Below are 22,202 nucleotides of genomic sequence, written 5' to 3' on the forward strand. Positions count from 1 at the left end.
TGTGAGTGGAATCATTACTATTTTAGGTTTAGGAGCTGGTGAATTAGATCAGCTAACGATGGGTGTATATCGAAAAATAAAAGAAGCAGACCATCTGTTTGTTAGAACGAAAGAACATCCAGTTATAGAAGAATTGGAGAAAGAAGGCGTACAATATACGTCTTTTGATGCTGTATATGAAGCACATGATACGTTTGAAATTGTATATGAAACAATTGCGAATAAATTGTTAGAACAAGCGGAAGGTACAGAAATTATCTATGCTGTTCCCGGGCATCCACTTGTAGCAGAAAGAACAGTTCAGCTGCTGTTAGAAAAAGGAGAAGTTTCAAATGTTGAAGTGCGAATTGAGGGTGGACAAAGTTTCCTTGATCCTATGTTTGCAAGTCTAAAGATTGATCCGATTGAAGGATTCCAATTACTTGATGCTACATCATTTGAAAGAGGGCAATTAGAACTGCGTCAACATTTAATCTTTTGCCAAGTATATGATGCATTCGTTGCATCTGATGTGAAATTAACATTAATGGAGATGTTACCAGATGATTATGAAGTGTATATCGTAACAGCTGCAGGAACTTCATTTGAACAAGTAAAGAAGGTACCGTTGTACATGTTAGATCATGAAACGGAATTGAATAATTTAACGAGTGTGTACGTGCCGCCAGTTCAGGAGCGTGCGTCCTTGTATCAACAGTTTGATGTTCTTAGAGAAATTATTGCGGAACTTCGTGGTCCAAATGGTTGTCCGTGGGATAAAAAGCAAACACATCAATCATTAAAGAAATATTTAATTGAGGAAGCTTATGAAGTGTTGGAAGCAATCGATGAAGAGGATGATGATCACTTAGTAGAAGAATTAGGTGATATATTATTACAAGTTATGCTTCATGCTCAAATCGGAGAAGATGAAGGTTGGTTCTCTATAGATGATATCATTCGAACTCTATCTGAGAAAATGGTTCGTCGCCATCCGCATGTGTTTGGAAATACGGATGTAAACAGCGCTGATGAAGTGATTGCAAATTGGGAAGAAATTAAAAAACAAGAAAAAGGATTCGTGAAAGAATCTGTTTTAAATGGCGTTCCCAAAAGTTTGCCACAGTTACTACGCGCCTATGAAATTCAGAAGAAAGCTGGTAAGGTTGGATTTGATTGGGTTGATGTGCAACCGATGATAGAGAAAGCTTTGGAAGAATGGCAAGAGTTCCAACAAGAGGTTACAAATATGGATGAGGAAAAGATGCTGGGTGAGTTTGGTGATTTACTATTTGCATTTGTTAATATAGCTCGTCATTACAAAATAGATCCAGAAGAGGCGTTACGTTCAACTAATGAGAAATTTACTGGTCGTTTTTTATACATGGAGGCAAAAGTAGCTGAAATGAATAAAGAGATGAAAGATTTATCATTAGAACAGTTAGATGTTTTATGGGAAGAAGCGAAACAAACAGAGCGTTAATAGGGGGATTTGATATGCGTCTAGATAAGTTTTTAAAAGTATCACGTTTAATTAAAAGAAGAACATTAGCGAAAGAAGTAGCTGATCAAGGAAGAATATCTATTAATGGTCAAGTGGCAAAAGCGAGTTCTGATGTGAAAGTAGCTGATGAATTAACAATTCGTTTTGGTCAAAAAATAGTGACTGTGAAAATAAATGAATTAAAAGAAACAACTAAAAAAGAAGATGCAGCAAATATGTATAGCTTAGTTCGTGAAGAAAAAGTAAAAGCGGAAGAAGGCTTGTTCTAAAATCATTTATCCCCTCATACATTACTATTAGCTAGTAAAAACCTATGGGGGGATTTACGTGAATAATGGTTACTCACCTACGTCTTCTAATCAACAAAATGTTTCTGTAGAGCATGACATTATTATGCGTGGCAGGCGTATAATTGATATTACCGGTGTGAAGCAGGTAGAGAGTTTTGATAGCGAAGAGTTTTTACTAGAGACCGTAATGGGTTTTTTAACGATTCGTGGTCAAAATTTACAAATGAAAAATTTAGATGTGGAAAAAGGTATTGTGTCGATTAAAGGGAAAGTTAATGAGATGCTGTATATTGATGAAAATCAAGGGGAAAAAACTAAAGGTTTCTTTAGTAAGTTGTTTAAATGAGCTTAACAATTCAGTTGTATACAATGCTTTCAATGATTGGAATGGGTGCTTGGATTGGAGCGTCTTTAGATACATATCAACGTTTTTTAAAGCGCCAAGAACGTAAACGTTGGCTTGTATTTATACATGATATATTATTTTGGATTGTCCAAGCATTATTCGTCTTTTATGTATTGCTTCTCGTAAATGAAGCTGAGCTACGTATATATGTGTTTTTGGCATTATTATGTGGTTTTGCGGCATATCAAAGCTTATTGAAGGCACTATACATGAAGCTGTTAAATTTTCTCATCTATATTTTTATGCAAACAACATATTTTTTTGTTCGAATTATACAGCTACTCATGATAAAACCTGTTATTATTATAGCGCAGCTATTTATTGCATTTATATTATTCTTATTTCGTATACTGCTTTCAATTGGACATGTGTTATGGAAAATGGTGATTTGGATATTACTTTTCATATGGAAAGTTTTTTTCTGGCCTGTTCGATTTATTGCTTCGCTCATATGGAAACTTCTCCCTAATCGTGTTAAACTTTTTATAGTGAAACATATAGGGTTCCTGCAATATATAGCAAAATTGAAGGGACATATCTTCCAACTATGGGAGCATATAAAAAAGAAGTTAGGGGGACCTCGGAAATGAGGGAACTGAGACAAAGAACAATCGAAAAACAGAGTCCAAATCCTGTTAAAGAGCATATAATACAAACGGATGAGAACAGGAAGCGACTTTATCGCCGTTTAGCGGTTTTTCTTGTCTTTACTTTTACAATTATTGCGAGTATTAGTGTAACGTTTTATCAACAAAACAGTTCCATTAAAGCAAAAGAAGCAAAAGTTAAGGACATGAAAAAAGAACTGGATTCATTAACGAATAAAGAAAAAAGTCTAAAAGACGAAGTTCAAAAGTTAAATGATGAAGAGTACGTATTAAAGATTGCTAGAAGGGATTATTTCTTCTCTGGTAAAGGGGAGATAATTTTTCCTGTTTCTAAGTAGAGTATGTCTTATTGACACTATATTTTAGGATTATATATAATAAAGTAAAATTTGACTTTTTAACCACTAAGGAGGAGCATTTTTTTTATGTCAATCGAGGTAGGCAGCAAGTTACAGGGTAAAGTAACAGGTATTACAAATTTTGGGGCTTTTGTGGAGCTGCCAGAGGGCTTAACGGGTCTTGTTCATATTAGTGAAGTTGCTGATAACTATGTAAAAGATATTAACGATCACTTAAAAGTGGGCGACCAAGTAGAAGTAAAAGTTATTAATGTTGAAAAAGATGGAAAGATTGGTTTATCTATCAAAAAAGCGAAAGAACGTGAAAAAACAGAAGGAGATCGTCCACGTGGTGAATACCAACGCGGTGGTGATCAACAACGTTCTGGACGTCCACAACGTAATAATCGCTCTTTCAACAGAGATAATCGCGGTGGCGGTAACGACCGAGCTCCGAAAGAAACATTTGAGCAAAAGATGGCACGCTTCTTAAAAGATAGCGAAGATCGTTTAACTTCTTTAAAGCGTAACACAGAGTCTAAACGTGGTGGCCGTGGCGCGCGTCGCGGATAATAAGGACGTTTAGTTTTTAACATATAGAGAGGTACCCAGAGTGATGGCTCAGGGTGCTTTTTTATATGTAAAAAATATTTTCAAAAAAGTTTTTGAGATGTGTTGACTTTAATCAGTATCTGATGTAAGATACTAATTGTCCGTTAAATAAGACGACATGGCGGTGTAGCTCAGCTGGCTAGAGCGTACGGTTCATACCCGTGAGGTCGGGGGTTCGATCCCCTCCGCCGCTATATTTAATTTAACGGCCCGTTGGTCAAGTGGTTAAGACACCGCCCTTTCACGGCGGTAACACGGGTTCGAATCCCGTACGGGTCATCTAAAAAGATCATGCAAATTTGCATGATCTTTTTTTGTTAAATAAATTAAGATATACAACACTTCTACAAAATCACCCTATATTTTCTGAATATTTAATTAAAATATCGAAAATAACTTACATACCCTGTATATCTGTAGAGTTATTTCGAATAAAAAGTCGAACGATTATAAAAGTGAAAACTGTTGTTTTGACAAAAAAACCAACAATCATCTTTTATAATGACAGTAATTAAACTATGCAGGTGGTGTTAAAAATATGCCTAAAGCAGGAAGGAATACTATGAATACAAGTGCATTGGCAATGAATGAGAGTCAGCTTGGTGGAATAAAGTGGACGAGTAAGTTGCGAATGAAATTTGAGCAAGTTTTCTTTAGATGGGGATTTATTATTGTTGTTATTGGTTTTCTTTTGGGACGAGCATATATATTAACAAATATTTTACCGTTTGCACTGCCATTTTTTGCTGCTGTTTATGTTATGAAGCGGGATAAGATGCCGCTAGCATTTTTAGCTCTAATGGGAGGAGCTCTTTCAGTATCGATAGATAATTTGTTTTTTACCTTTGCATCTATCTTTACCTTCTTCATTTATAATATCTTCTTTAGTCGATTTACACGTAAAACTGTTGGACTTGTTCCATTTCAAGTATTTATCTCCGCATTAACCGCACACTTAGTTGTTGTATATTTTGCGCAACAAACTGTCACCATGTACGATTTACTCGTTAGTACCATTGAGGCTGGACTTAGTTTTGTATTAACTATGATATTTTTACAAAGTGTCCCGCTTTTAGTGGAAAGGAAAGGAAAACAACAGGCATTAGAGACGGAAGAAATTGTTTGTTTGATTATATTACTAGCATCTGTTTTAACGGGTACAACAGATTGGTTTGTATATGATGCTTCTATTCAACATATTTTTACAAGGTATTTAGTGCTAGTATTTGCATTTATTGCGGGTGCTGCCACAGGGTCTACAGTGGGGGTTGTAACAGGACTAATATTAAGTTTAGCAAATGTGTCTAGCTTGTCTCAGCTTAGCCTTCTTGCTTTTTCTGGATTGCTTGGTGGATTGTTAAAAGAAGGAAAGCGTTTAGGTGTTAGTTTAGGTTTATTAATTGGGACAAGCTTAATTACATTATATGTAGACAAACAGACAAATATTGTAACAACTTTAATTGAGTCAGGTGTAGCGATTGTTATCTTCTTATTAACACCGAAGCTTGTTTTGGATCGTATTGCTAAATTTATGCCAGGTACACAAGAGCATTCGCAAGATCAACAACAATATTTAAGAAGGATGCGTGATGTTACAGCAAATAAAATCAACCAATTTGCAAATGTATTTGCTGCTTTATCTAATAGCTTTTCTGTATATGGGTATGTAGAGGAAGAAGATAAAGAGACAGAAGCAGATTTGTTTTTGAGTACAATTACTGCGAAAACATGTCAAACATGCTTTAAAAAGGATCAATGCTGGGTAGTGAATTTTGATAAAACGTACGATTATATGAAACAAATAATGAATGAAACGGAAGAAGGAACCCTGCAACATAATCGTAAATTAGTTCGTGAGTGGGACAAGCATTGTGTGAGAGGGAAAAAAGTGACGGATTTAGTAGCCGGTGAATTAGATCACTTCTATGAGGGACAAAAATTACGAAAACAAATGAAGGAAAATCGTAGAATAGTAGCGGAGCAACTATTAGGTGTATCAAAGGTTATGGAGGATTTTGCTAAGGAGATACAACGAGAGCGTGAAAATCATCAAGTGCAGGAAGAACAGATTATGCAAGCGTTCCGAGATTTTGGTGTTGAAGTAGAGCATGTTGATATTTATTGTTTAGATAGAGGAAGTATTGATATTGAAATGTTAATTCCAGTTGCATCTAATGAACATGGTGAGTGTGAAAAGTTAGTTGCACCGATGCTTTCAGATATCCTTAAAGAAAATATTGTCGTTAAACATGAAGAAAAGTCGTCTTATCCAAATGGCCATAGTTTAATATCATTTGGTTCGGCGAAGACGTATTCTCTTGATACAGGATTGGCTACAGCTGCAAAAGGCGGTGGATTTGTTTCGGGTGACTCTTATGCGATGATGGATTTAAGTGTTGGTAAATATGCACTTGCGATTAGTGATGGTATGGGTAATGGGCAAAGAGCTCATATGGAAAGTAAGGAAACGGTGAAATTATTACAAAAAATACTCCAATCAGGCATTGATGAAGAAATAGCAATTAAGTCTATCAATTCAATTCTTTCTTTGAGAACGACAGAAGAAATGTTTACGACATTAGATTTAGCTATGGTAGATTTGCGGGATGCGAGTGCAAGGTTTTTAAAGATTGGATCGACGCCGAGTTTTGTTAAACGCGCAAATAATATTTTGAAAATTGAAGCAAGTAATTTGCCGATGGGAATCATCGAAGATGTTGAAGTTGATGTGGTGGGTGAACAATTAAAAACGGGCGATATTCTTATTATGATGAGCGATGGGATTTTTGAAGGAGCACAGCATGTGGAGAATCATGAATTGTGGATGAAACGAAAAATTAAAGAATTGCAAACCGAAGACCCGCAAGAAATTGCTGATATCATTATGGAAGAAGTGATTCGCTCTTGTGATGGTTATATAAATGATGATATGACTATTGTAGTGGCAAAAGTGAAGAAAAATATGCCGAAGTGGGCTACGATTCCGATTGTAGGAATGCAGGCGCAGTAAAATGTAAGTGGAATGTTTATCTATAATTTGATTTTAAAAACCTAGGTGAATACCTAGGTTTTTTTGTGGGAAAAGGTAATGTTATTAATTTTGTGAATATACACGGAGGATGTAAGATAAAAATGTAATTTTTGTATATCTTTTTTTTGCACAATGTTTGTAAAAGTTGTACCATTGTAGACAAGGTGACTAAGGTTGCTGTTCTTGTTTAATGAAAGGTGATTGCGAAGTTGAAAGATACATTTGTTGAAAAAGTAGATGACTTTGTAAAGCAGCATGATGTATTAAAGAATGATTCAACAATTGTTGTGGGAGTTTCTGGTGGTCCTGACTCGTTAGCGCTTTTATATTATTTATTAGAAAAAAGAGCGGAAAAACAGTTGGAAATTGTAGTTGCTCATGTGGATCATATGTTTAGAGGTGATGAATCTTATGAGGATTTACAGTTTGTGCAGGGCCTTTGTGAAGAACTGGGAATTATTTGTGAAACGATAAGGATTAATGTATCACAATATCAACAGCAATACGGAATGAATGCACAGGTTGCTGCGAGAGAATGCAGATATGCATTTTTGGAAAGAATAATGAAGAAATATGATGCGAGATATGTTGCTCTTGGACATCATGGAGATGATCAAGTCGAGACAATTTTAATGCGTCTTGTAAGAGGGAGTACTCCGAAAGGATATGCAGGAATTGCAGTGAAGCGTCCTTTTCATAATGGATATTTAATTAGGCCGTTACTTGGCGTAACGAAGGAAGAAATTGTTGATTACTGTAATAAGCTAAATTTAATGCCACGTATAGATCCGAGTAATAAAAAGGAAGTATATACAAGGAATCGATTACGTAAATATGTCCTTCCTCATTTGAAAGAAGAAAATCCACAAATGCATGAGAAATTCCAAAAATTTAGCGTGCAGATGCAAGAGGATGAGGCTTATTTGCAGGAATTAGCTTTTGAGAAAATGAATAAAGTAATTACAAAAAAAAGTGATAAACAAATTAGCTTATCAATTCCTGCCTTTGAATCCATGTCTATGCCTTTACAAAGAAGAGGGATTCAACTAATATTAAACTATCTTTATGAATATAAGATTCCATCTTCTCTTTCTTCTATACATATTGACAAGTTGATTGAGTTTTTTAAGCGGACACAACCTTCAGGTTCACTTGATTTTCCGGGTGATTTGAAAATTGTTCGTTCATACGAGGAGTGTAGCTTTAGATTTAAACAAGAAATTGTCTCTCCTTTTTCACAAGATTTATTAGTACCCGGGACCATTACGCTATTGAACGGGGATGAATTTGTAACAGAGGTGAGCGAAGATATACCAAGTAACATGAATGAAACAGTATTTGTTGCTAAGTATAATGATATATCATATCCACTTCGTATTCGTTCTAGAGAAAATGGAGATCGCATGTCAATACAAGGTATGAATGGTACGAAAAAGATAAAAGCTATTTTTATCGAAGCGAAAGTACCGAAAGAAAAAAGAGAAGAATGGCCGGTCGTTTGTGATGCAAGTGGGACTATTATTTGGGTACCCTTGTTGAAACGATCTGCATTTGCAATTTCGAAAGAGATGGCAAAGAAGGATAAATATATGATTATTCACTACAAAAGCAAGGAGTCTTCCGGGAGGATAATGAAATGATGAATCAAGATATCGAAAAAGTATTAATTTCTGAAGAGCAAATACAAGAAAAGGTGCGCGAACTAGGTGCAATTATTGCAGAGGATTATAAAAACACAGTACCTCTTGCAATTGGTGTATTAAAAGGCGCAATGCCATTCATGGCAGATTTATTAAAGAGAACAGATACATATCTTGAAATGGATTTTATGGCTGTATCTAGTTACGGTCACTCTACAGTTTCAACAGGCGAAGTGAAAATTTTAAAAGATCTTGATACTTCTGTAGAAGGTCGCGATATTTTAATCGTCGAAGATATTATTGATAGTGGTCTTACACTAAGCTACTTAGTAGACTTATTCAAATATCGTAAAGCGAAGTCTGTAAAAATTGTTACATTATTAGATAAGCCAACAGGCCGTAAGGTTGATCTGAAAGCGGATTATGTTGGATTTACTGTTCCACATGAATTTGTAGTAGGATATGGATTAGATTATAAAGAGCAGTACCGTAATCTTCCTTATGTAGGCGTATTAAAACCAAGCGTTTACTCAAATTAATTAAATATAGGCTTCACAATTGTATAGGAAAGTTTTTCTATGTTACGATTTACTATAGTGTTTATGCCGTGAGAGGAGGTTAGGAATGAATCGTATCTTCCGTAATACCATCTTTTATTTACTGATATTCTTAGTAGTAATTGGAATCGTGAGCTATTTTAATGGTTCGACACAAAAAACGACATCAGTTAGCTACGACAAATTCATTACTAAACTAGAAAGCGGTGAAGTGCGTAATGTGCAACTTCAACCGAAAAATGGTGTATTTGAGGTAAAAGGACAATTTAATAACTCTAGCCAAGGAGAACAATTTGTTACTTATGCACCAAATACTGAGGAATTACAAAAGAAAATTAATGATAAAGCGAAAGGTGCCGAAGTTAAGTATCAACCAGCAGAAGAAACAAGTGCTTGGGTAACATTCTTTACTTCAATCATTCCATTTGTCATCATCTTCATTTTATTCTTCTTCTTATTAAACCAAGCTCAAGGCGGCGGTAGCCGTGTTATGAACTTCGGGAAAAGTAAGGCGAAGTTATATAATGATGAAAAGAAAAAAGTTCGTTTCAGAGATGTTGCTGGTGCGGATGAAGAGAAACAAGAACTTGTTGAGGTAGTTGAATTCTTGAAAGACCCTCGTAAGTTCTCTGAAGTTGGTGCTCGTATTCCAAAGGGTGTCCTATTAGTTGGACCTCCAGGTACAGGTAAAACTTTATTAGCACGTGCTGTTGCAGGTGAGGCTGGCGTTCCATTCTTCTCTATCAGTGGTTCTGACTTCGTAGAGATGTTTGTCGGTGTCGGTGCATCACGTGTACGTGATTTATTTGAAAATGCAAAGAAAAATGCTCCTTGTATCATTTTCATTGATGAAATTGATGCAGTAGGTCGTCAACGTGGCGCAGGTCTTGGTGGTGGTCATGATGAGCGTGAGCAAACATTGAACCAATTACTTGTTGAAATGGATGGATTCGGTGCAAACGAAGGTATTATTATCGTTGCTGCGACAAACCGTCCAGACATTCTTGACCCAGCGTTATTACGTCCAGGTCGTTTTGACCGTCAAATTACAGTAGATCGTCCAGATGTAAATGGCCGTGAAGCTGTACTGAAAGTACATGCGCGTAATAAACCACTTGATGAGCATATTAATTTAAGAGCGATTGCGACTCGTACACCAGGATTCTCTGGTGCGGATCTTGAAAACTTATTAAACGAAGCTGCTTTAGTAGCTGCACGTCAAGATAAGAAGAAAATTGATATGAGTGATATCGATGAAGCGACGGATCGTGTTATTGCAGGTCCAGCTAAGAAAAGTCGTGTTATCTCTGAAAAAGAACGTAATATCGTTGCTTTCCATGAAGCAGGTCATACTGTAATTGGTGTTGTTCTCGATGAAGCAGATGTCGTTCATAAAGTAACAATTGTCCCTCGTGGTCAGGCTGGTGGATATGCGGTAATGCTTCCGAAAGAAGATCGTTACTTCATGACGAAACCAGAGTTACTTGATAAAATCACTGGTTTACTTGGTGGCCGAGTAGCTGAGGAGATTGTATTTGGTGAAGTGAGTACAGGTGCTCATAATGACTTCCAACGTGCGACTGGTATTGCAAGACGTATGGTTACGGAATTTGGTATGAGTGACAAACTTGGACCGATGCAATTTGGTAGCTCGCAAGGTGGTCAAGTGTTCTTAGGAAGAGACTTCCACTCAGAACAAAACTATAGTGATGCGATTGCACATGAAATCGATATGGAAATGCAATCAATTATGAAAGAATGTTATGCTCGTGCAAAACAAATTCTTACTGAAAACCGTGATAAACTAGATATTATCGCACAAACGTTACTTGAAGTAGAAACATTAGATGCAGAGCAAATCAATCATTTATGTGATTACGGCAGATTGCCAGAACGTCCAACATCTTCAGATGATGTGAAAGTAAACATCAACATGAAGAAAGACGATGAAGATAAAGAAGATAAGTAAGAAGTGAAGGAGTGACTATCGTCACTCCTTTTTTGTTTGTTAAAATCTTTGTTAATTACTATTGAGAACTTAGTGGATAAAGTAATTTAAGTAAAACTAGTATTAAAAATTGAAATAGAGAGCAATCTTTTTGTAAAATGATGAGGGTAGGAAAGCTGATTATATAAGTATGTGTGATATGATGTTTTTATAAGTTTTATACATACTGCACAAATATAGATTAAATAAGATAAGTGGTGAGAATATGATTTTTGTATTGGATGTAGGGAACACAAATGCTGTACTAGGTGTGTTTGAAGAGGGGGAACTTCGTCAGCATTGGCGCATGGAAACAGATCGTCATAAGACAGAAGATGAATATGGAATGCTTGTAAAGCAATTGCTTGAGCATGAGGGTCTTTCGTTTGAAGATGTGAAAGGTATTATTGTGTCTTCAGTCGTACCACCAATTATGTTTGCTTTAGAGCGCATGTGTGAAAAATATTTTAAAATTAAACCGCTTGTAGTAGGGCCTGGGATAAAAACAGGACTAAATATTAAATATGAAAATCCGCGTGAAGTAGGCGCAGACCGAATTGTAAATGCAGTAGCAGGAATCCACTTATATGGAAGTCCGCTCATTATTGTTGATTTTGGTACGGCTACTACATATTGTTATATTAACGAAGAAAAACATTATATGGGTGGAGTTATTACGCCAGGAATTATGATTTCAGCAGAGGCTTTATATAGCAGAGCAGCAAAACTTCCTCGTATCGAAATTACAAAACCAAGCAGTGTTGTTGGGAAAAATACAGTAAGTGCGATGCAATCTGGTATTCTTTATGGTTATGTTGGACAAGTGGAAGGTATTGTTAAGCGTATGAAAGAAGAAGCTAGACAAGAACCTAAAGTTATTGCAACAGGTGGATTGGCAAAATTAATTTCCGAAGAATCGAATGTAATTGATATTGTAGATCCGTTTTTAACGTTAAAAGGTTTGTATATGTTATATGAACGTAATGCAAATTTACAGCATGAGAAAGGTGAATAAATACGTATGAAAGATTATTTAGTAAAAGCGTTAGCATTTGATGGAGAAGTGCGTGCGTATAGTGTGCGTACAACAAATACAGTAAGTGAGGCGCAAAGACGTCATGATACATGGAGAACAGCTTCAGCGGCACTAGGGCGTTCTTTGACTGCGGGTACAATGATGGGCGCAATGTTAAAGGGCGAGCAAAAGTTAACGATTAAGGTAGAAGGTAACGGTCCAATTGGCCCTATCTTAGTAGATGCTCATGCAAATGGAGATGTACGTGGTTATGTAACGAATCCGCATGTTGATTTTGAAGGAACAGAACAAGGGAAGTTACGTGTATATCAAGCGGTAGGTACAGAGGGGTTTGTAACTGTAATTAAAGATATTGGAATGCGTGAGCCGTTTATTGGTCAATCTCCAATCGTTTCAGGAGAATTAGGAGAAGACTTTACGTATTATTTTGCAGTTTCTGAACAAACGCCTTCTTCTGTAGGTGTTGGTGTTCTTGTAAATGGAGATGATAGCATATTAGCGGCAGGTGGATTCATCCTTCAAATTATGCCGGGTGCGCAAGATGAAACGATTTCATTTATTGAAGACCGTTTACAAAAGATTCCACCTGTATCAACGTTGATTGAACAAGGTCTTTCTCCGGAAGAGCTACTATATGCAGTTCTTGGAGAAGATAAAGTAAAAGTATTAGAAACAATGGATGTTCAATTTAATTGCACATGCTCACGCGAGCGTATTGAGAGTGTATTAATTAGTTTAGGTAAAACAGAGTTAGAGCAAGTTCGTGAAGAAGAGGAAGAGACAGAAGTTCACTGTCATTTCTGTAATGAACGATACAAGTTCTCTAAAGAAGATATTACAAATTTAATCGAGAATTTGTAATAAGGGAATTAAGAGGAGCAATCCTCCAAATGAATTGACAAACAGGGAATTTTCTGACAAAATCTAAATATAGATAAAACCAATAAAAATACTCGGTGTTAGGAGTGACAGGAATGCGAGTGGCACAATCAGTTTCAGAATTAATCGGGAAAACGCCGATCGTTAAGTTGAACCGCATCGTAGAATCAGACAGCGCAGATATATACTTAAAATTAGAATTTATGAATCCGGGGAGTAGTGTTAAAGATCGTATCGCATTAGCTATGATTGAAGATGCTGAAAAAAAGGGATTATTAAAAGAGGGCGATACAATCATTGAGCCGACAAGTGGTAACACAGGAATTGGTTTAGCGATGGTAGCGGCTGCTAAAGGATATAATGCAATCTTAGTAATGCCAGAAACAATGAGTATTGAGCGTCGTAATTTATTACGTGCTTACGGTGCGGAATTAGTATTGACTCCAGGGCCTGAAGGAATGGGTGGAGCAATTCGTAAAGCGACTGAATTAGCAAAAGAACATGGCTACTTTATACCACAACAGTTCAAAAACCAATCGAATCCAGAAATTCACCGTTTAACAACAGGTCCAGAAATTATTGAACAAATGGGCGACCAATTAGATGCGTTTATTGCAGGTATTGGTACAGGTGGAACGATTACTGGTGCTGGTGAAGTACTGAAGGAAGCGTATAAAGATATTAAAATTTATGCAGTAGAACCTGCAGATTCACCAGTATTATCTGGTGGGAAGCCAGGTCCACATAAAATCCAAGGAATTGGGGCGGGATTTGTTCCGGAGACGTTGGATGTAGAAGTATATGATGAAATTATTCAAGTGAAAACAGAGCAAGCATTTGAATATGCGAGAAGAGTGGCTAAAGAGGAAGGTATTTTAGTTGGTATCTCTTCAGGCGCAGTTATTTATGCAGCAACAGAAGTTGCGAAAAAGTTAGGTAAAGGGAAAAAGGTACTTGTTATTATCCCGAGTAACGGTGAACGTTATTTAAGTACACCACTTTATCAATTTGAATCCTAATTAAATGCGATTGAAAAAGCATCCTTGAAAAAGGGTGCTTTTTCTTTTGGGATTGGAAATAGGAAAAGAGTGAATGACTAGAAAACTTCATGTAAAATAAGAGGTAGTATAATTAAATTATTTTCACTAGCCTTCGAGTATAATCAATCTCTATATAAATAACTTATGTAGTTTGAGCTGGTTTATCTAAGAGGGTGGGATAAAAGAAGACGGGGTGTTGATATGCAACGAAGAAAATCTTTAGCGCTTTCTATTCCATATCAGTTAGATTTCTTTAAGCAATATAAATTTCTTTCTCAGGGTAAATCGCAACATATTTTGTTAGAAAGCGGCCGTGGCGGTCGTTATAACATTGTAGGGCTGAACCCAGTAGCGGTAATTCGAGGGAAGGATGAAACGTTACATATAAGTGAAAGTGGTAAGGAAACAATAAAACGAGGGAATCCGTTAGATTTAATGCAAGAATATATGGAACAATGGAAGACGGACTATAACCCAGAGTATCCGCCTTTTCAAGGTGGTGCAATTGGCTATTTCAGTTATGACTGTATCCGTTATATTGAAAAGCTGCCTTCTCTTGCGGAAGATGATATTAATATACCTGACATCTTCTTTTTATTATTTGATGACGTATTTGTCTATGATCAAAAAGAACAAGTGTTATGGGTTATTACGCATTATATAGATAAATATGAAGAGGCGAAAGAACGGCTAAATGAGTGGAAGAGTCTTTGGATGACAGAAGCGCCTGAAGTGACCGTGCCCTTTGAAAGTCCTGAAAAGAAAAGTGAAGCAGTTGCTTTTACTGAAGCCAGCTTTATGAAGGCAGTTGAATGTATTCAAGAATATATTGGGGCGGGTGATGTGTTCCAAGTAAACTTGTCGACGAGACAAGAAAGAACGTTACAGACACACCCACTAGAAATTTATACAAGTCTTCGTGAGATTAATCCATCTCCATATATGGGTTACCTGGAGCTTGGGGATTTTCAAATTGTTAGTGGATCGCCAGAGTTGTTAATTAAGAAACAAGGAACTGAAGTAAGTACAAGACCGATTGCTGGAACGAGATCTAGAGGCGCGGATGAGCAAGAGGATGAAGAATTAGCAAGAGAATTAATTGAGAACGAAAAAGAAAGAGCAGAGCATGTAATGCTTGTGGATTTAGAAAGAAATGATTTAGGACGTGTTTGTAAATATGGAACTGTAGAAGTAGATGAATTTATGGTAATTGAGAAATACTCACATGTTATGCATATTGTTTCTAATGTGCGTGGTGAGGTGGAAGAAGATAAGGATGCTTTTGATTTAGTGAAGGCTGTATTCCCTGGGGGAACAATTACTGGTGCCCCAAAAATACGTACGATGGAAATTATTGAGGAATTAGAACCTGTTCGAAGAGGGATTTATACAGGTTCAATCGGTTGGATTGGTTATTCTGGAGATACAGAATTGAATATTGTAATTAGAACACTTCTTGCTAAAGATGGAAAAGCTCATGTACAAGCAGGGGCGGGAATTGTAATTGATTCAAATCCGGAAAATGAATATAAAGAGTCGTTAAAAAAGGCGATTGCTTTATGGCGTGCAAAAGAACGTAGCGAAGAAACGGTTAGGTGAGAGAAATGATATTAATGATTGATAATTATGATTCTTTTACATTTAATTTAGTGCAGTTTCTTGGAGAACTTGGACAAGAGCTCGTTGTTAAACGTAACGATGAAGTGACCATTTCAGATATTGAGAATATGAAACCAGATTTTCTAATGATTTCTCCAGGCCCATGTAGTCCTAATGAAGCTGGGATTAGTATGGAAGCTATTAAATACTTTGCTGGAAAGACTCCGATTTTTGGTGTTTGTCTAGGGCATCAATCTATTGCACAAGTGTTTGGGGGAGAGGTTGTCCGTGCAGAGCGATTAATGCATGGAAAAACCTCGCTTATGCATCATGATGGAAAGACGATTTTTTCGGATATTCCTAATCCGTTTACTGCGACGCGCTATCATTCCCTTATTGTTAAGAAAGAGACGTTACCCGATTGCTTAGAGGTAACATCTTGGACAGAGGAAGGGGAAATTATGGCACTTCGTCATAAGACATTGCCGATAGAGGGTGTGCAATTCCATCCAGAATCTATTATGACTTCTCATGGGAAAGAGCTGTTGCAGAATTTCATTCGTAAATACAGTCCAAGTGCGACATTATGTTAATTTACGTAAATGGTCAGTATGTAGAAGCAAGTGAAGCGAGAATTTCTCCTTATGATCATGGTTATTTATATGGTCTTGGAGTTTTTGAAACGTTTCGTATTTATAATGGTCATCCTTTCTTATTGGATGATCATTATAACCGTTTAATAGAGGCGCTGGATACATTGCAAATTAAATGGACAATGACAAAAAATGATGTGATGCTTATTTTGAAAGATTTACTCGCTAAGAATGAATTGAAGCATGCATATGTACGTTTTAATGTATCAGCGGGTATAGATGAAATAGGATTAAAAACGGAAATGTATGAAGAGCCTTCTGTTATTGTTTTTATAAAACCTTTAACAGCTCCAGGGGATGTAGTGGAAAAAGAAGGTGTTATTCTAAAACAAGTGCGAAATACACCGGAAGGGACATTTCGCCTGAAGTCTCATCACTATTTAAATAATATTTTAGGGAAGCGTGAAATTGGAAATGTTGTGAGTAAGGAAGGTATTTTCCTCACTGAAGCAGGTTATGTTGCAGAGGGCATTGTTTCGAATCTATTTTTTGTGAAAGGTGATGTTTTATATACACCTTCGTTAGAGACAGGGATTTTAAATGGTATCACTCGTGCGTTTATTATAAAGAGTGCTGAAGAATTAAATATAGAAGTAAAGGAAGGTTTCTTTACAAAAGATGAGCTACTTTCAGCGGATGAAGTCTTCGTAACAAACTCCATTCAAGAAATTGTTCCGCTTTATCGTATAGAAGCGCAGGATTTCCCGGGTAAAGTAGGAGTGGTTACAAAAAGTTTAATGTACCTTTATGGAATGCAAAGAGAGAAATTATGGAGCAGAAATGAATTACGAAGAGGAGATGTGTAGTTTGAAGTGGGATTATGATTTGCGCTGCGGCGAATATACATTGAATTTAAATGAAAAAACATTAATTATGGGGATTTTAAATGTAACACCAGATTCGTTTTCTGATGGTGGGAGTTACAACGAGGTAGATGCTGCGGTACGTCACGCAAAAGAAATGCAAGGTCAAGGTGCTCATATTATTGATATTGGTGGCGAATCTACTCGCCCAGGTTTTGCTAAAGTATCAGTAGAAGAAGAAATAAAGCGAGTTGTCCCGATGATTCAAGCAGTTTCAAAAGAAGTAAAATTGCCTATATCTATCGATACATATAAAGCTGAAGTTGCAAAGCAAGCAATTGAGGCTGGTGCTCATATTATTAATGATATTTGGGGAGCGAAGGCGGAGCCAAAAATTGCTGAAGTCGCAGCTCATTATGATGTACCCATCATTTTAATGCATAACCGCGATAATATGAATTATCGTAATTTAATGGCGGATATGATTGCTGATTTGTATGACAGTATTAAAATTGCTAAAAATGCTGGTGTGCCAGATGAGAATATTATTTTAGATCCAGGTATCGGTTTTGCTAAAACACCTGAGCAGAACTTAGAGGCGATGCGTAATTTAGAACAGTTAAATGTGCTAGGTTATCCGGTTCTCTTAGGTACTTCGAGAAAGTCCTTTATTGGGCACGTATTAGATTTGCCAGTGGAGGAACGTCTTGAGGGAACAGGAGCTACCGTTTGTCTTGGTATTGAAAAGGGTTGTGAGTTTGTTCGTGTCCATGATGTGAAAGAAATGGCGCGTATGGCTAAAATGATGGATGCGATGATTGGTAAGGGGGTAAGGTAATTGGATAAAATTTATATCCATGATATGGAGTTTTATGGTTATCATGGTGTGTTCCCAGAGGAGAATAAATTAGGTCAGAGATTTAAAGTTGACTTAACGGTGGAGTTGGATTTAAAGCGTGCAGGGGAAAGTGATGACTTAGAGCATTCGGTCAATTATGGAGAGCTTTTCGAATTATGTAGAAAAGTTGTTGAGGATAGAAAGTATAAGCTTGTGGAGAGTATCGCTGAAAATATTGCTGCAGATATATTAAAACAATATGAAAGTATTTCACGCTGTACAATTAAGGTAATTAAGCCGGATCCACCGATACCGGGTCATTATCGTGCTGTAGCAGTAGAAATTACGAGAGAACGTCCATGAACAATATAGCTTACATTGCATTAGGGTCAAATATTGGAGAGCGTTATACGTATCTAACTGAAGCGATTCAGTTTTTAAATAAAAATCCTTATATTCAGGTTGATGATATTTCATCTGTATATGAAACTGAGCCAGTTGGCTATACTGACCAAAGTTGTTTTTTAAATTTAGTTATAAAAATTTCTACCAATTTATCACCACAAGAGTTATTGAAAGTAACACAAAAAGTAGAAAATGACCTAGGAAGAAAAAGGGAAATTAGGTGGGGGCCGAGGACTATCGACCTTGACATTTTACTTTATAATCAAGAGAATATTGAAGCAGAGAATCTTATTGTTCCGCATCCGCGGATGTTTGAAAGAGCTTTTGTTATCGTTCCGTTGTTAGAGATTAATCAAGACATAAAACAAAACATTTCACGTTCACAAGTAGAAGAAATGAAAAGGCGAGAGGGAGTAACGGTATGGAAGCAGAAAAATGGGGAAGACGCATTCGTGCTTTTCGAAAGCTAAAAGGCTATACACAAGAAGGTTTTGCTAAAGAACTAGGGGTATCTGTATCTGTTTTAGGTGAGGTTGAGAGAGGGAATAGATCGCCTTCTCAAGATTTTGTAGTAGAAGTTGCTAAGGCATTAAATGTTTCGATAGAGGAATTAATGCCAAAGTGATTGTACAGGAAGGAGTAGGTTGATTGTTAAAGATTGCAAATATCGAGATGAAAAATCCGGTTGTACTAGCACCGATGGCGGGAGTGTGTAACTCTGCATTCCGTTTAACAGTAAAAGAATTTGGTGCCGGCTTAGTTTGTGCTGAAATGGTAAGTGATAAGGCAATATTACTTAATAATAAAAGAACATTAGATATGTTATATATCGACGAGAGAGAAAAGCCATTAAGTTTACAAATTTTTGGTGGAGAGAAAGAAACTCTTGTAGATGCTGCGAAATATGTAGATAAATATACGACAGCAGACATAATTGATATTAATATGGGTTGTCCAGTGCCGAAAATCGTTAAATGTGATGCGGGGGCAAGGTGGCTTTTAGATCCGAATAAAATATATGAAATGGTAGCAGCGGTTGTAGATGCTGTTGAAAAGCCGGTTACAGTTAAAATGCGTATCGGTTGGGATGAAGAACATATTTTCGCAATAGAAAATGCTAGGGCTGTTGAGCGTGCTGGTGGCCAAGCTGTGGCGGTTCACGGACGTACACGAGTGCAAATGTATGAAGGAAAAGCGGATTGGGATATTATTAAACAAGTAAAACAATCTGTAAATATCCCGGTTATCGGAAATGGTGATGTCGCAACGCCGCAAGATGCAAAGCGTATGCTTGATGAAATTGGTGTAGATGGTGTTATGATTGGTCGTGCGGCTCTTGGAGATCCGTGGATGATTTATCGTACGGTAAAGTATTTGGAGACGGGTGAATTAATGCCGGAACCAACAGTGCGCGAGAAAATTGATGTATGTATGTTACATCTAGATCGTCTTATTGACTTAAAGAACGAAAGTGTCGCTGTAAGAGAGATGAGAAAACATGCAGCTTGGTATTTAAAAGGTGTTCGTGGTAATGCGAGTGTACGTAATGGTATTAATGCTTGTAACACACGGGAAGACCTTGCGAATGTGTTAGGTACATTTGTAGAAGAAGTGGAAGCGAAACAACAAACAATTTACGTTGGTTAATAATGGACATAGGAGATTGACATTCTTCTATACACTTCCTATAATTACGTGAAAGAAAGAAGAGCTGCCAGTTAGTTGCTGGCAGTTTTTCTAGTTGAGTAGAAAATGCTATACTGTATATATTGTAAAATTAAATAGAGCTGGAGTGATATCAATATCATGGATAACATGAACCACGAAGAATTAAACGACCAATTGATTGTTCGTCGTGAAAAGCTACATAATTTACGTGAACAAGGAATTGACCCGTTCGGTAAAAGATTTGAACGCACAAATTCAACAACTGATTTAGTGAGTCTATATGGAGAGTTCTCTAAGGAAGAATTAGAGGAGAAGGAAATCGCTGTTTCTATCGCTGGTCGTATTATGACAAAACGCGGAAAAGGGAAAGCTGGATTTGCACACGTTCAAGATTTACATGGACAAGTTCAAATTTATGTTCGTAAAGATGCTGTTGGAGATGACGAGTACGAATTATTTAAAACAGCAGATTTAGGTGATTTAGTAGGTATTGAAGGTAAAGTGTTCAAAACAAACGTTGGAGAACTTTCAGTAAAAGCAACAGGCTTTACGCTATTAACGAAATCTCTTCGTCCATTACCAGATAAATACCATGGATTAAAAGATGTTGAACAACGCTACCGTCAACGTTACTTAGACTTAATTACAAGTATGGAAAGTCGTGAAACGTTCGTTACTCGTAGTAAAATCATTCGTGAGATGAGAAGATACCTAGATGACAACGGTTATCTTGAAGTGGAAACACCTATGATGCATGCAATTGCAGGTGGAGCTTCTGCGCGTCCTTTCACTACACATCATAATGCGTTAGATATGGAATTATATATGCGTATCGCAATTGAGCTACATTTAAAGCGTCTTATTGTAGGTGGTTTGGAAAAAGTATATGAGATCGGCCGTGTATTCCGTAATGAGGGTGTATCAACTCGTCATAACCCTGAGTTTACGATGATTGAATTATATGAAGCATACGCTGATTATAAAGATATTATGAAGTTAACAGAAGATATGGTTGCTCATATCGCGAAAAAAGTACTGGGTACAACAACAATCCAGTATGGTGATTATGAAATTAATCTAGAACCAGAATGGACACGTCTTCATATGGTAGATGCGATTAAGCAATACTCTGGAGCTGATTTCTGGAATCCGATGAGTGTAGAAGAAGCACGTGAGCTTGCAAAAGAACATAATGTAGAAATTAAAGATACAATGGAAGTTGGTCATATTATAAATGAATTCTTCGAACAAAAAGTAGAAGATAAATTAATCCAACCAACATTTATTTACGGTCATCCGGTAGAAATCTCGCCGCTTGCGAAAAAGAATGATGAAGATCCAAGATTTACAGATCGTTTCGAATTATTTATCGTTGCGCGTGAACATGCAAATGCATTCACTGAGTTAAATGATCCAATCGATCAAAAAGAACGTTTTGAAGCGCAATTAAAAGAGCGCGAACAAGGTAATGATGAAGCTCATATGATGGATGACGATTATATTGAAGCTCTTGAGTACGGTATGCCTCCTACGGGTGGATTAGGAATCGGTATTGATCGTCTAGTTATGTTATTAACAAATGCACCATCTATTCGTGATGTATTATTATTCCCTGCTATGCGCCATAAACAAGACTAAGCTTTGGAGATTTCTCCAAAGCTTTTTTTATTTGAGCATGAGTTGCGTGGGTATAGTAAATCTTGATAGTGCGAGAAATTATATTTATATAGAAGAAAGGTGCTGTTTTTATACTTTTTTACTAAGTTAAAAATTTTATTAGAAAAACTATTGCATTTTAATAATCAAACTGGTATATTTATATTCGTTGCCACGAAAGGTAACAAACAAAACAAACGAAAAACAACTTATTGAAAAAAGTTGTTGACGAAAATATAACGAAATGTTATATTGATAAAGTCGCTTCTGAGCGACGAAGTAGTTCTTTGAAAACTGAACGAAACAAACAACGTGAAACGTCAATTTTTATTTTAGATGCTAGACAAACTAACTTTATTGGAGAGTTTGATCCTGGCTCAGGATGAACGCTGGCGGCGTGCCTAATACATGCAAGTCGAGCGAATGGATTAAGAGCTTGCTCTTATGAAGTTAGCGGCGGACGGGTGAGTAACACGTGGGTAACCTGCCCATAAGACTGGGATAACTCCGGGAAACCGGGGCTAATACCGGATAATATTTTGAACTGCATGGTTCGAAATTGAAAGGCGGCTTCGGCTGTCACTTATGGATGGACCCGCGTCGCATTAGCTAGTTGGTGAGGTAACGGCTCACCAAGGCAACGATGCGTAGCCGACCTGAGAGGGTGATCGGC

22 protein-coding genes, 2 tRNA genes and 1 rRNA gene are annotated in these 22,202 nt (G+C 36.8%); all 25 read left to right on the forward strand.

All coding sequences use genetic code 11. From position 1 onward, the window contains the following. Nucleotide 1 precedes the first annotated feature (1 nt). On the forward strand, nucleotides 2-1,462 hold the full coding sequence (yabN, locus tag GBN91_RS27650; RefSeq protein WP_000014239.1) for a bifunctional methyltransferase/pyrophosphohydrolase YabN: 1,461 nt from the start codon (nucleotides 2-4) through the stop codon (nucleotides 1,460-1,462). A 14-nt stretch (nucleotides 1,463-1,476) separates the two neighbouring features. Next, entirely contained in the window at nucleotides 1,477-1,752 is a 276-nt protein-coding gene (locus GBN91_RS27655; RefSeq protein WP_001234876.1) for an RNA-binding S4 domain-containing protein, read from the forward strand. A 58-nt stretch (nucleotides 1,753-1,810) separates the two neighbouring features. Then, nucleotides 1,811-2,119 carry a sporulation protein YabP gene (yabP, locus tag GBN91_RS27660; RefSeq protein WP_001059104.1) on the forward strand — a complete coding sequence of 103 codons (309 nt, stop codon included), beginning with the start codon at nucleotides 1,811-1,813 and terminating at the stop codon, nucleotides 2,117-2,119. Continuing rightward, the gene (gene yabQ / locus GBN91_RS27665; RefSeq protein WP_000059772.1) at nucleotides 2,116-2,769 is read left to right on the forward strand and encodes a spore cortex biosynthesis protein YabQ; all 654 of its coding nucleotides are present in this window, start codon (nucleotides 2,116-2,118) and stop codon (nucleotides 2,767-2,769) included. Before yabP ends, yabQ begins: the two co-directional genes overlap by 4 nt. Next, a complete protein-coding gene (gene divIC, locus GBN91_RS27670; RefSeq protein ID WP_001208739.1) occupies nucleotides 2,766-3,125 on the forward strand; it encodes a cell division protein DivIC in 360 nt (119 codons plus the stop codon). The genes yabQ and divIC overlap by 4 nt, the downstream gene beginning before the upstream one ends. Before the next feature lie 87 nt (nucleotides 3,126-3,212). Then, nucleotides 3,213-3,698, forward strand: a complete 486-nt coding sequence (locus tag GBN91_RS27675; protein ID WP_000021451.1) for a S1 domain-containing RNA-binding protein — start codon at nucleotides 3,213-3,215, stop codon at nucleotides 3,696-3,698. A gap of 159 nt (nucleotides 3,699-3,857) precedes the next feature. After that, nucleotides 3,858-3,931 (forward strand) — tRNA-Met (locus GBN91_RS27680). A 13-nt stretch (nucleotides 3,932-3,944) separates the two neighbouring features. Further along, a tRNA-Glu gene (locus GBN91_RS27685) sits at nucleotides 3,945-4,016 on the forward strand. 259 nt (nucleotides 4,017-4,275) lie between these two features. After that, complete coding sequence (spoIIE, locus tag GBN91_RS27690; protein ID WP_001123552.1) at nucleotides 4,276-6,747, forward strand: stage II sporulation protein E; 2,472 nt, start codon at nucleotides 4,276-4,278, stop codon at nucleotides 6,745-6,747. A gap of 230 nt (nucleotides 6,748-6,977) precedes the next feature. Next, the gene (gene tilS / locus GBN91_RS27695; protein WP_000655463.1) at nucleotides 6,978-8,408 is read left to right on the forward strand and encodes a tRNA lysidine(34) synthetase TilS; all 1,431 of its coding nucleotides are present in this window, start codon (nucleotides 6,978-6,980) and stop codon (nucleotides 8,406-8,408) included. Continuing rightward, nucleotides 8,405-8,947, forward strand: a complete 543-nt coding sequence (gene hpt, locus GBN91_RS27700) for a hypoxanthine phosphoribosyltransferase (RefSeq protein WP_000981842.1) — start codon at nucleotides 8,405-8,407, stop codon at nucleotides 8,945-8,947. The genes tilS and hpt overlap by 4 nt, the downstream gene beginning before the upstream one ends. Nucleotides 8,948-9,032: 85 nt before the next feature. Beyond that, nucleotides 9,033-10,934 (forward strand): ATP-dependent zinc metalloprotease FtsH, encoded by a 1,902-nt coding sequence (gene ftsH / locus GBN91_RS27705; RefSeq protein WP_001079674.1) that lies wholly within the window; start codon nucleotides 9,033-9,035, stop codon nucleotides 10,932-10,934. A 244-nt stretch (nucleotides 10,935-11,178) separates the two neighbouring features. Further along, nucleotides 11,179-11,967: a type III pantothenate kinase gene (locus GBN91_RS27710; protein WP_000578368.1), complete on the forward strand. Its 789-nt coding sequence runs from the start codon at nucleotides 11,179-11,181 to the stop codon at nucleotides 11,965-11,967. A 6-nt stretch (nucleotides 11,968-11,973) separates the two neighbouring features. Beyond that, nucleotides 11,974-12,849 carry a redox-regulated molecular chaperone HslO gene (gene hslO / locus GBN91_RS27715; RefSeq protein ID WP_000656372.1) on the forward strand — a complete coding sequence of 292 codons (876 nt, stop codon included), beginning with the start codon at nucleotides 11,974-11,976 and terminating at the stop codon, nucleotides 12,847-12,849. A gap of 113 nt (nucleotides 12,850-12,962) precedes the next feature. Continuing rightward, nucleotides 12,963-13,886 carry a cysteine synthase A gene (cysK, locus tag GBN91_RS27720; protein WP_001261712.1) on the forward strand — a complete coding sequence of 308 codons (924 nt, stop codon included), beginning with the start codon at nucleotides 12,963-12,965 and terminating at the stop codon, nucleotides 13,884-13,886. Between the two features lie 222 nt (nucleotides 13,887-14,108). Further along, complete coding sequence (pabB, locus tag GBN91_RS27725) at nucleotides 14,109-15,506, forward strand: aminodeoxychorismate synthase component I (RefSeq protein ID WP_001189717.1); 1,398 nt, start codon at nucleotides 14,109-14,111, stop codon at nucleotides 15,504-15,506. 5 nt (nucleotides 15,507-15,511) lie between these two features. Then, complete coding sequence (gene pabA, locus GBN91_RS27730; protein ID WP_000602290.1) at nucleotides 15,512-16,099, forward strand: aminodeoxychorismate/anthranilate synthase component II; 588 nt, start codon at nucleotides 15,512-15,514, stop codon at nucleotides 16,097-16,099. After that, nucleotides 16,093-16,965, forward strand: coding sequence for an aminodeoxychorismate lyase (pabC, locus tag GBN91_RS27735; protein ID WP_149215516.1), 873 nt, complete (start codon nucleotides 16,093-16,095; stop codon nucleotides 16,963-16,965). Before pabA ends, pabC begins: the two co-directional genes overlap by 7 nt. Then, nucleotides 16,940-17,800: a dihydropteroate synthase gene (gene folP / locus GBN91_RS27740; RefSeq protein WP_002164656.1), complete on the forward strand. Its 861-nt coding sequence runs from the start codon at nucleotides 16,940-16,942 to the stop codon at nucleotides 17,798-17,800. Before pabC ends, folP begins: the two co-directional genes overlap by 26 nt. Then, entirely contained in the window at nucleotides 17,801-18,163 is a 363-nt protein-coding gene (gene folB / locus GBN91_RS27745) for a dihydroneopterin aldolase (RefSeq protein ID WP_000358062.1), read from the forward strand. After that, on the forward strand, nucleotides 18,160-18,675 hold the full coding sequence (folK, locus tag GBN91_RS27750) for a 2-amino-4-hydroxy-6-hydroxymethyldihydropteridine diphosphokinase (protein ID WP_001059450.1): 516 nt from the start codon (nucleotides 18,160-18,162) through the stop codon (nucleotides 18,673-18,675). The genes folB and folK overlap by 4 nt, the downstream gene beginning before the upstream one ends. Then, the gene (locus GBN91_RS27755; protein WP_000387031.1) at nucleotides 18,627-18,830 is read left to right on the forward strand and encodes a helix-turn-helix domain-containing protein; all 204 of its coding nucleotides are present in this window, start codon (nucleotides 18,627-18,629) and stop codon (nucleotides 18,828-18,830) included. Before folK ends, GBN91_RS27755 begins: the two co-directional genes overlap by 49 nt. A 23-nt stretch (nucleotides 18,831-18,853) precedes the next feature. Continuing rightward, a complete protein-coding gene (gene dusB, locus GBN91_RS27760) occupies nucleotides 18,854-19,852 on the forward strand; it encodes a tRNA dihydrouridine synthase DusB (protein ID WP_000912251.1) in 999 nt (332 codons plus the stop codon). A gap of 159 nt (nucleotides 19,853-20,011) precedes the next feature. Further along, a complete protein-coding gene (gene lysS, locus GBN91_RS27765) occupies nucleotides 20,012-21,511 on the forward strand; it encodes a lysine--tRNA ligase (RefSeq protein WP_000369668.1) in 1,500 nt (499 codons plus the stop codon). 372 nt (nucleotides 21,512-21,883) lie between these two features. After that, nucleotides 21,884-22,202 (forward strand): 16S ribosomal RNA (locus GBN91_RS27770); the annotation flags it as partial.

This window comes from Bacillus sp. B1-WWTP-T-0.5-Post-4 (genome assembly GCF_009183795.1).
In the GTDB taxonomy this organism is placed as follows: domain Bacteria; phylum Bacillota; class Bacilli; order Bacillales; family Bacillaceae_G; genus Bacillus_A; species Bacillus_A cereus.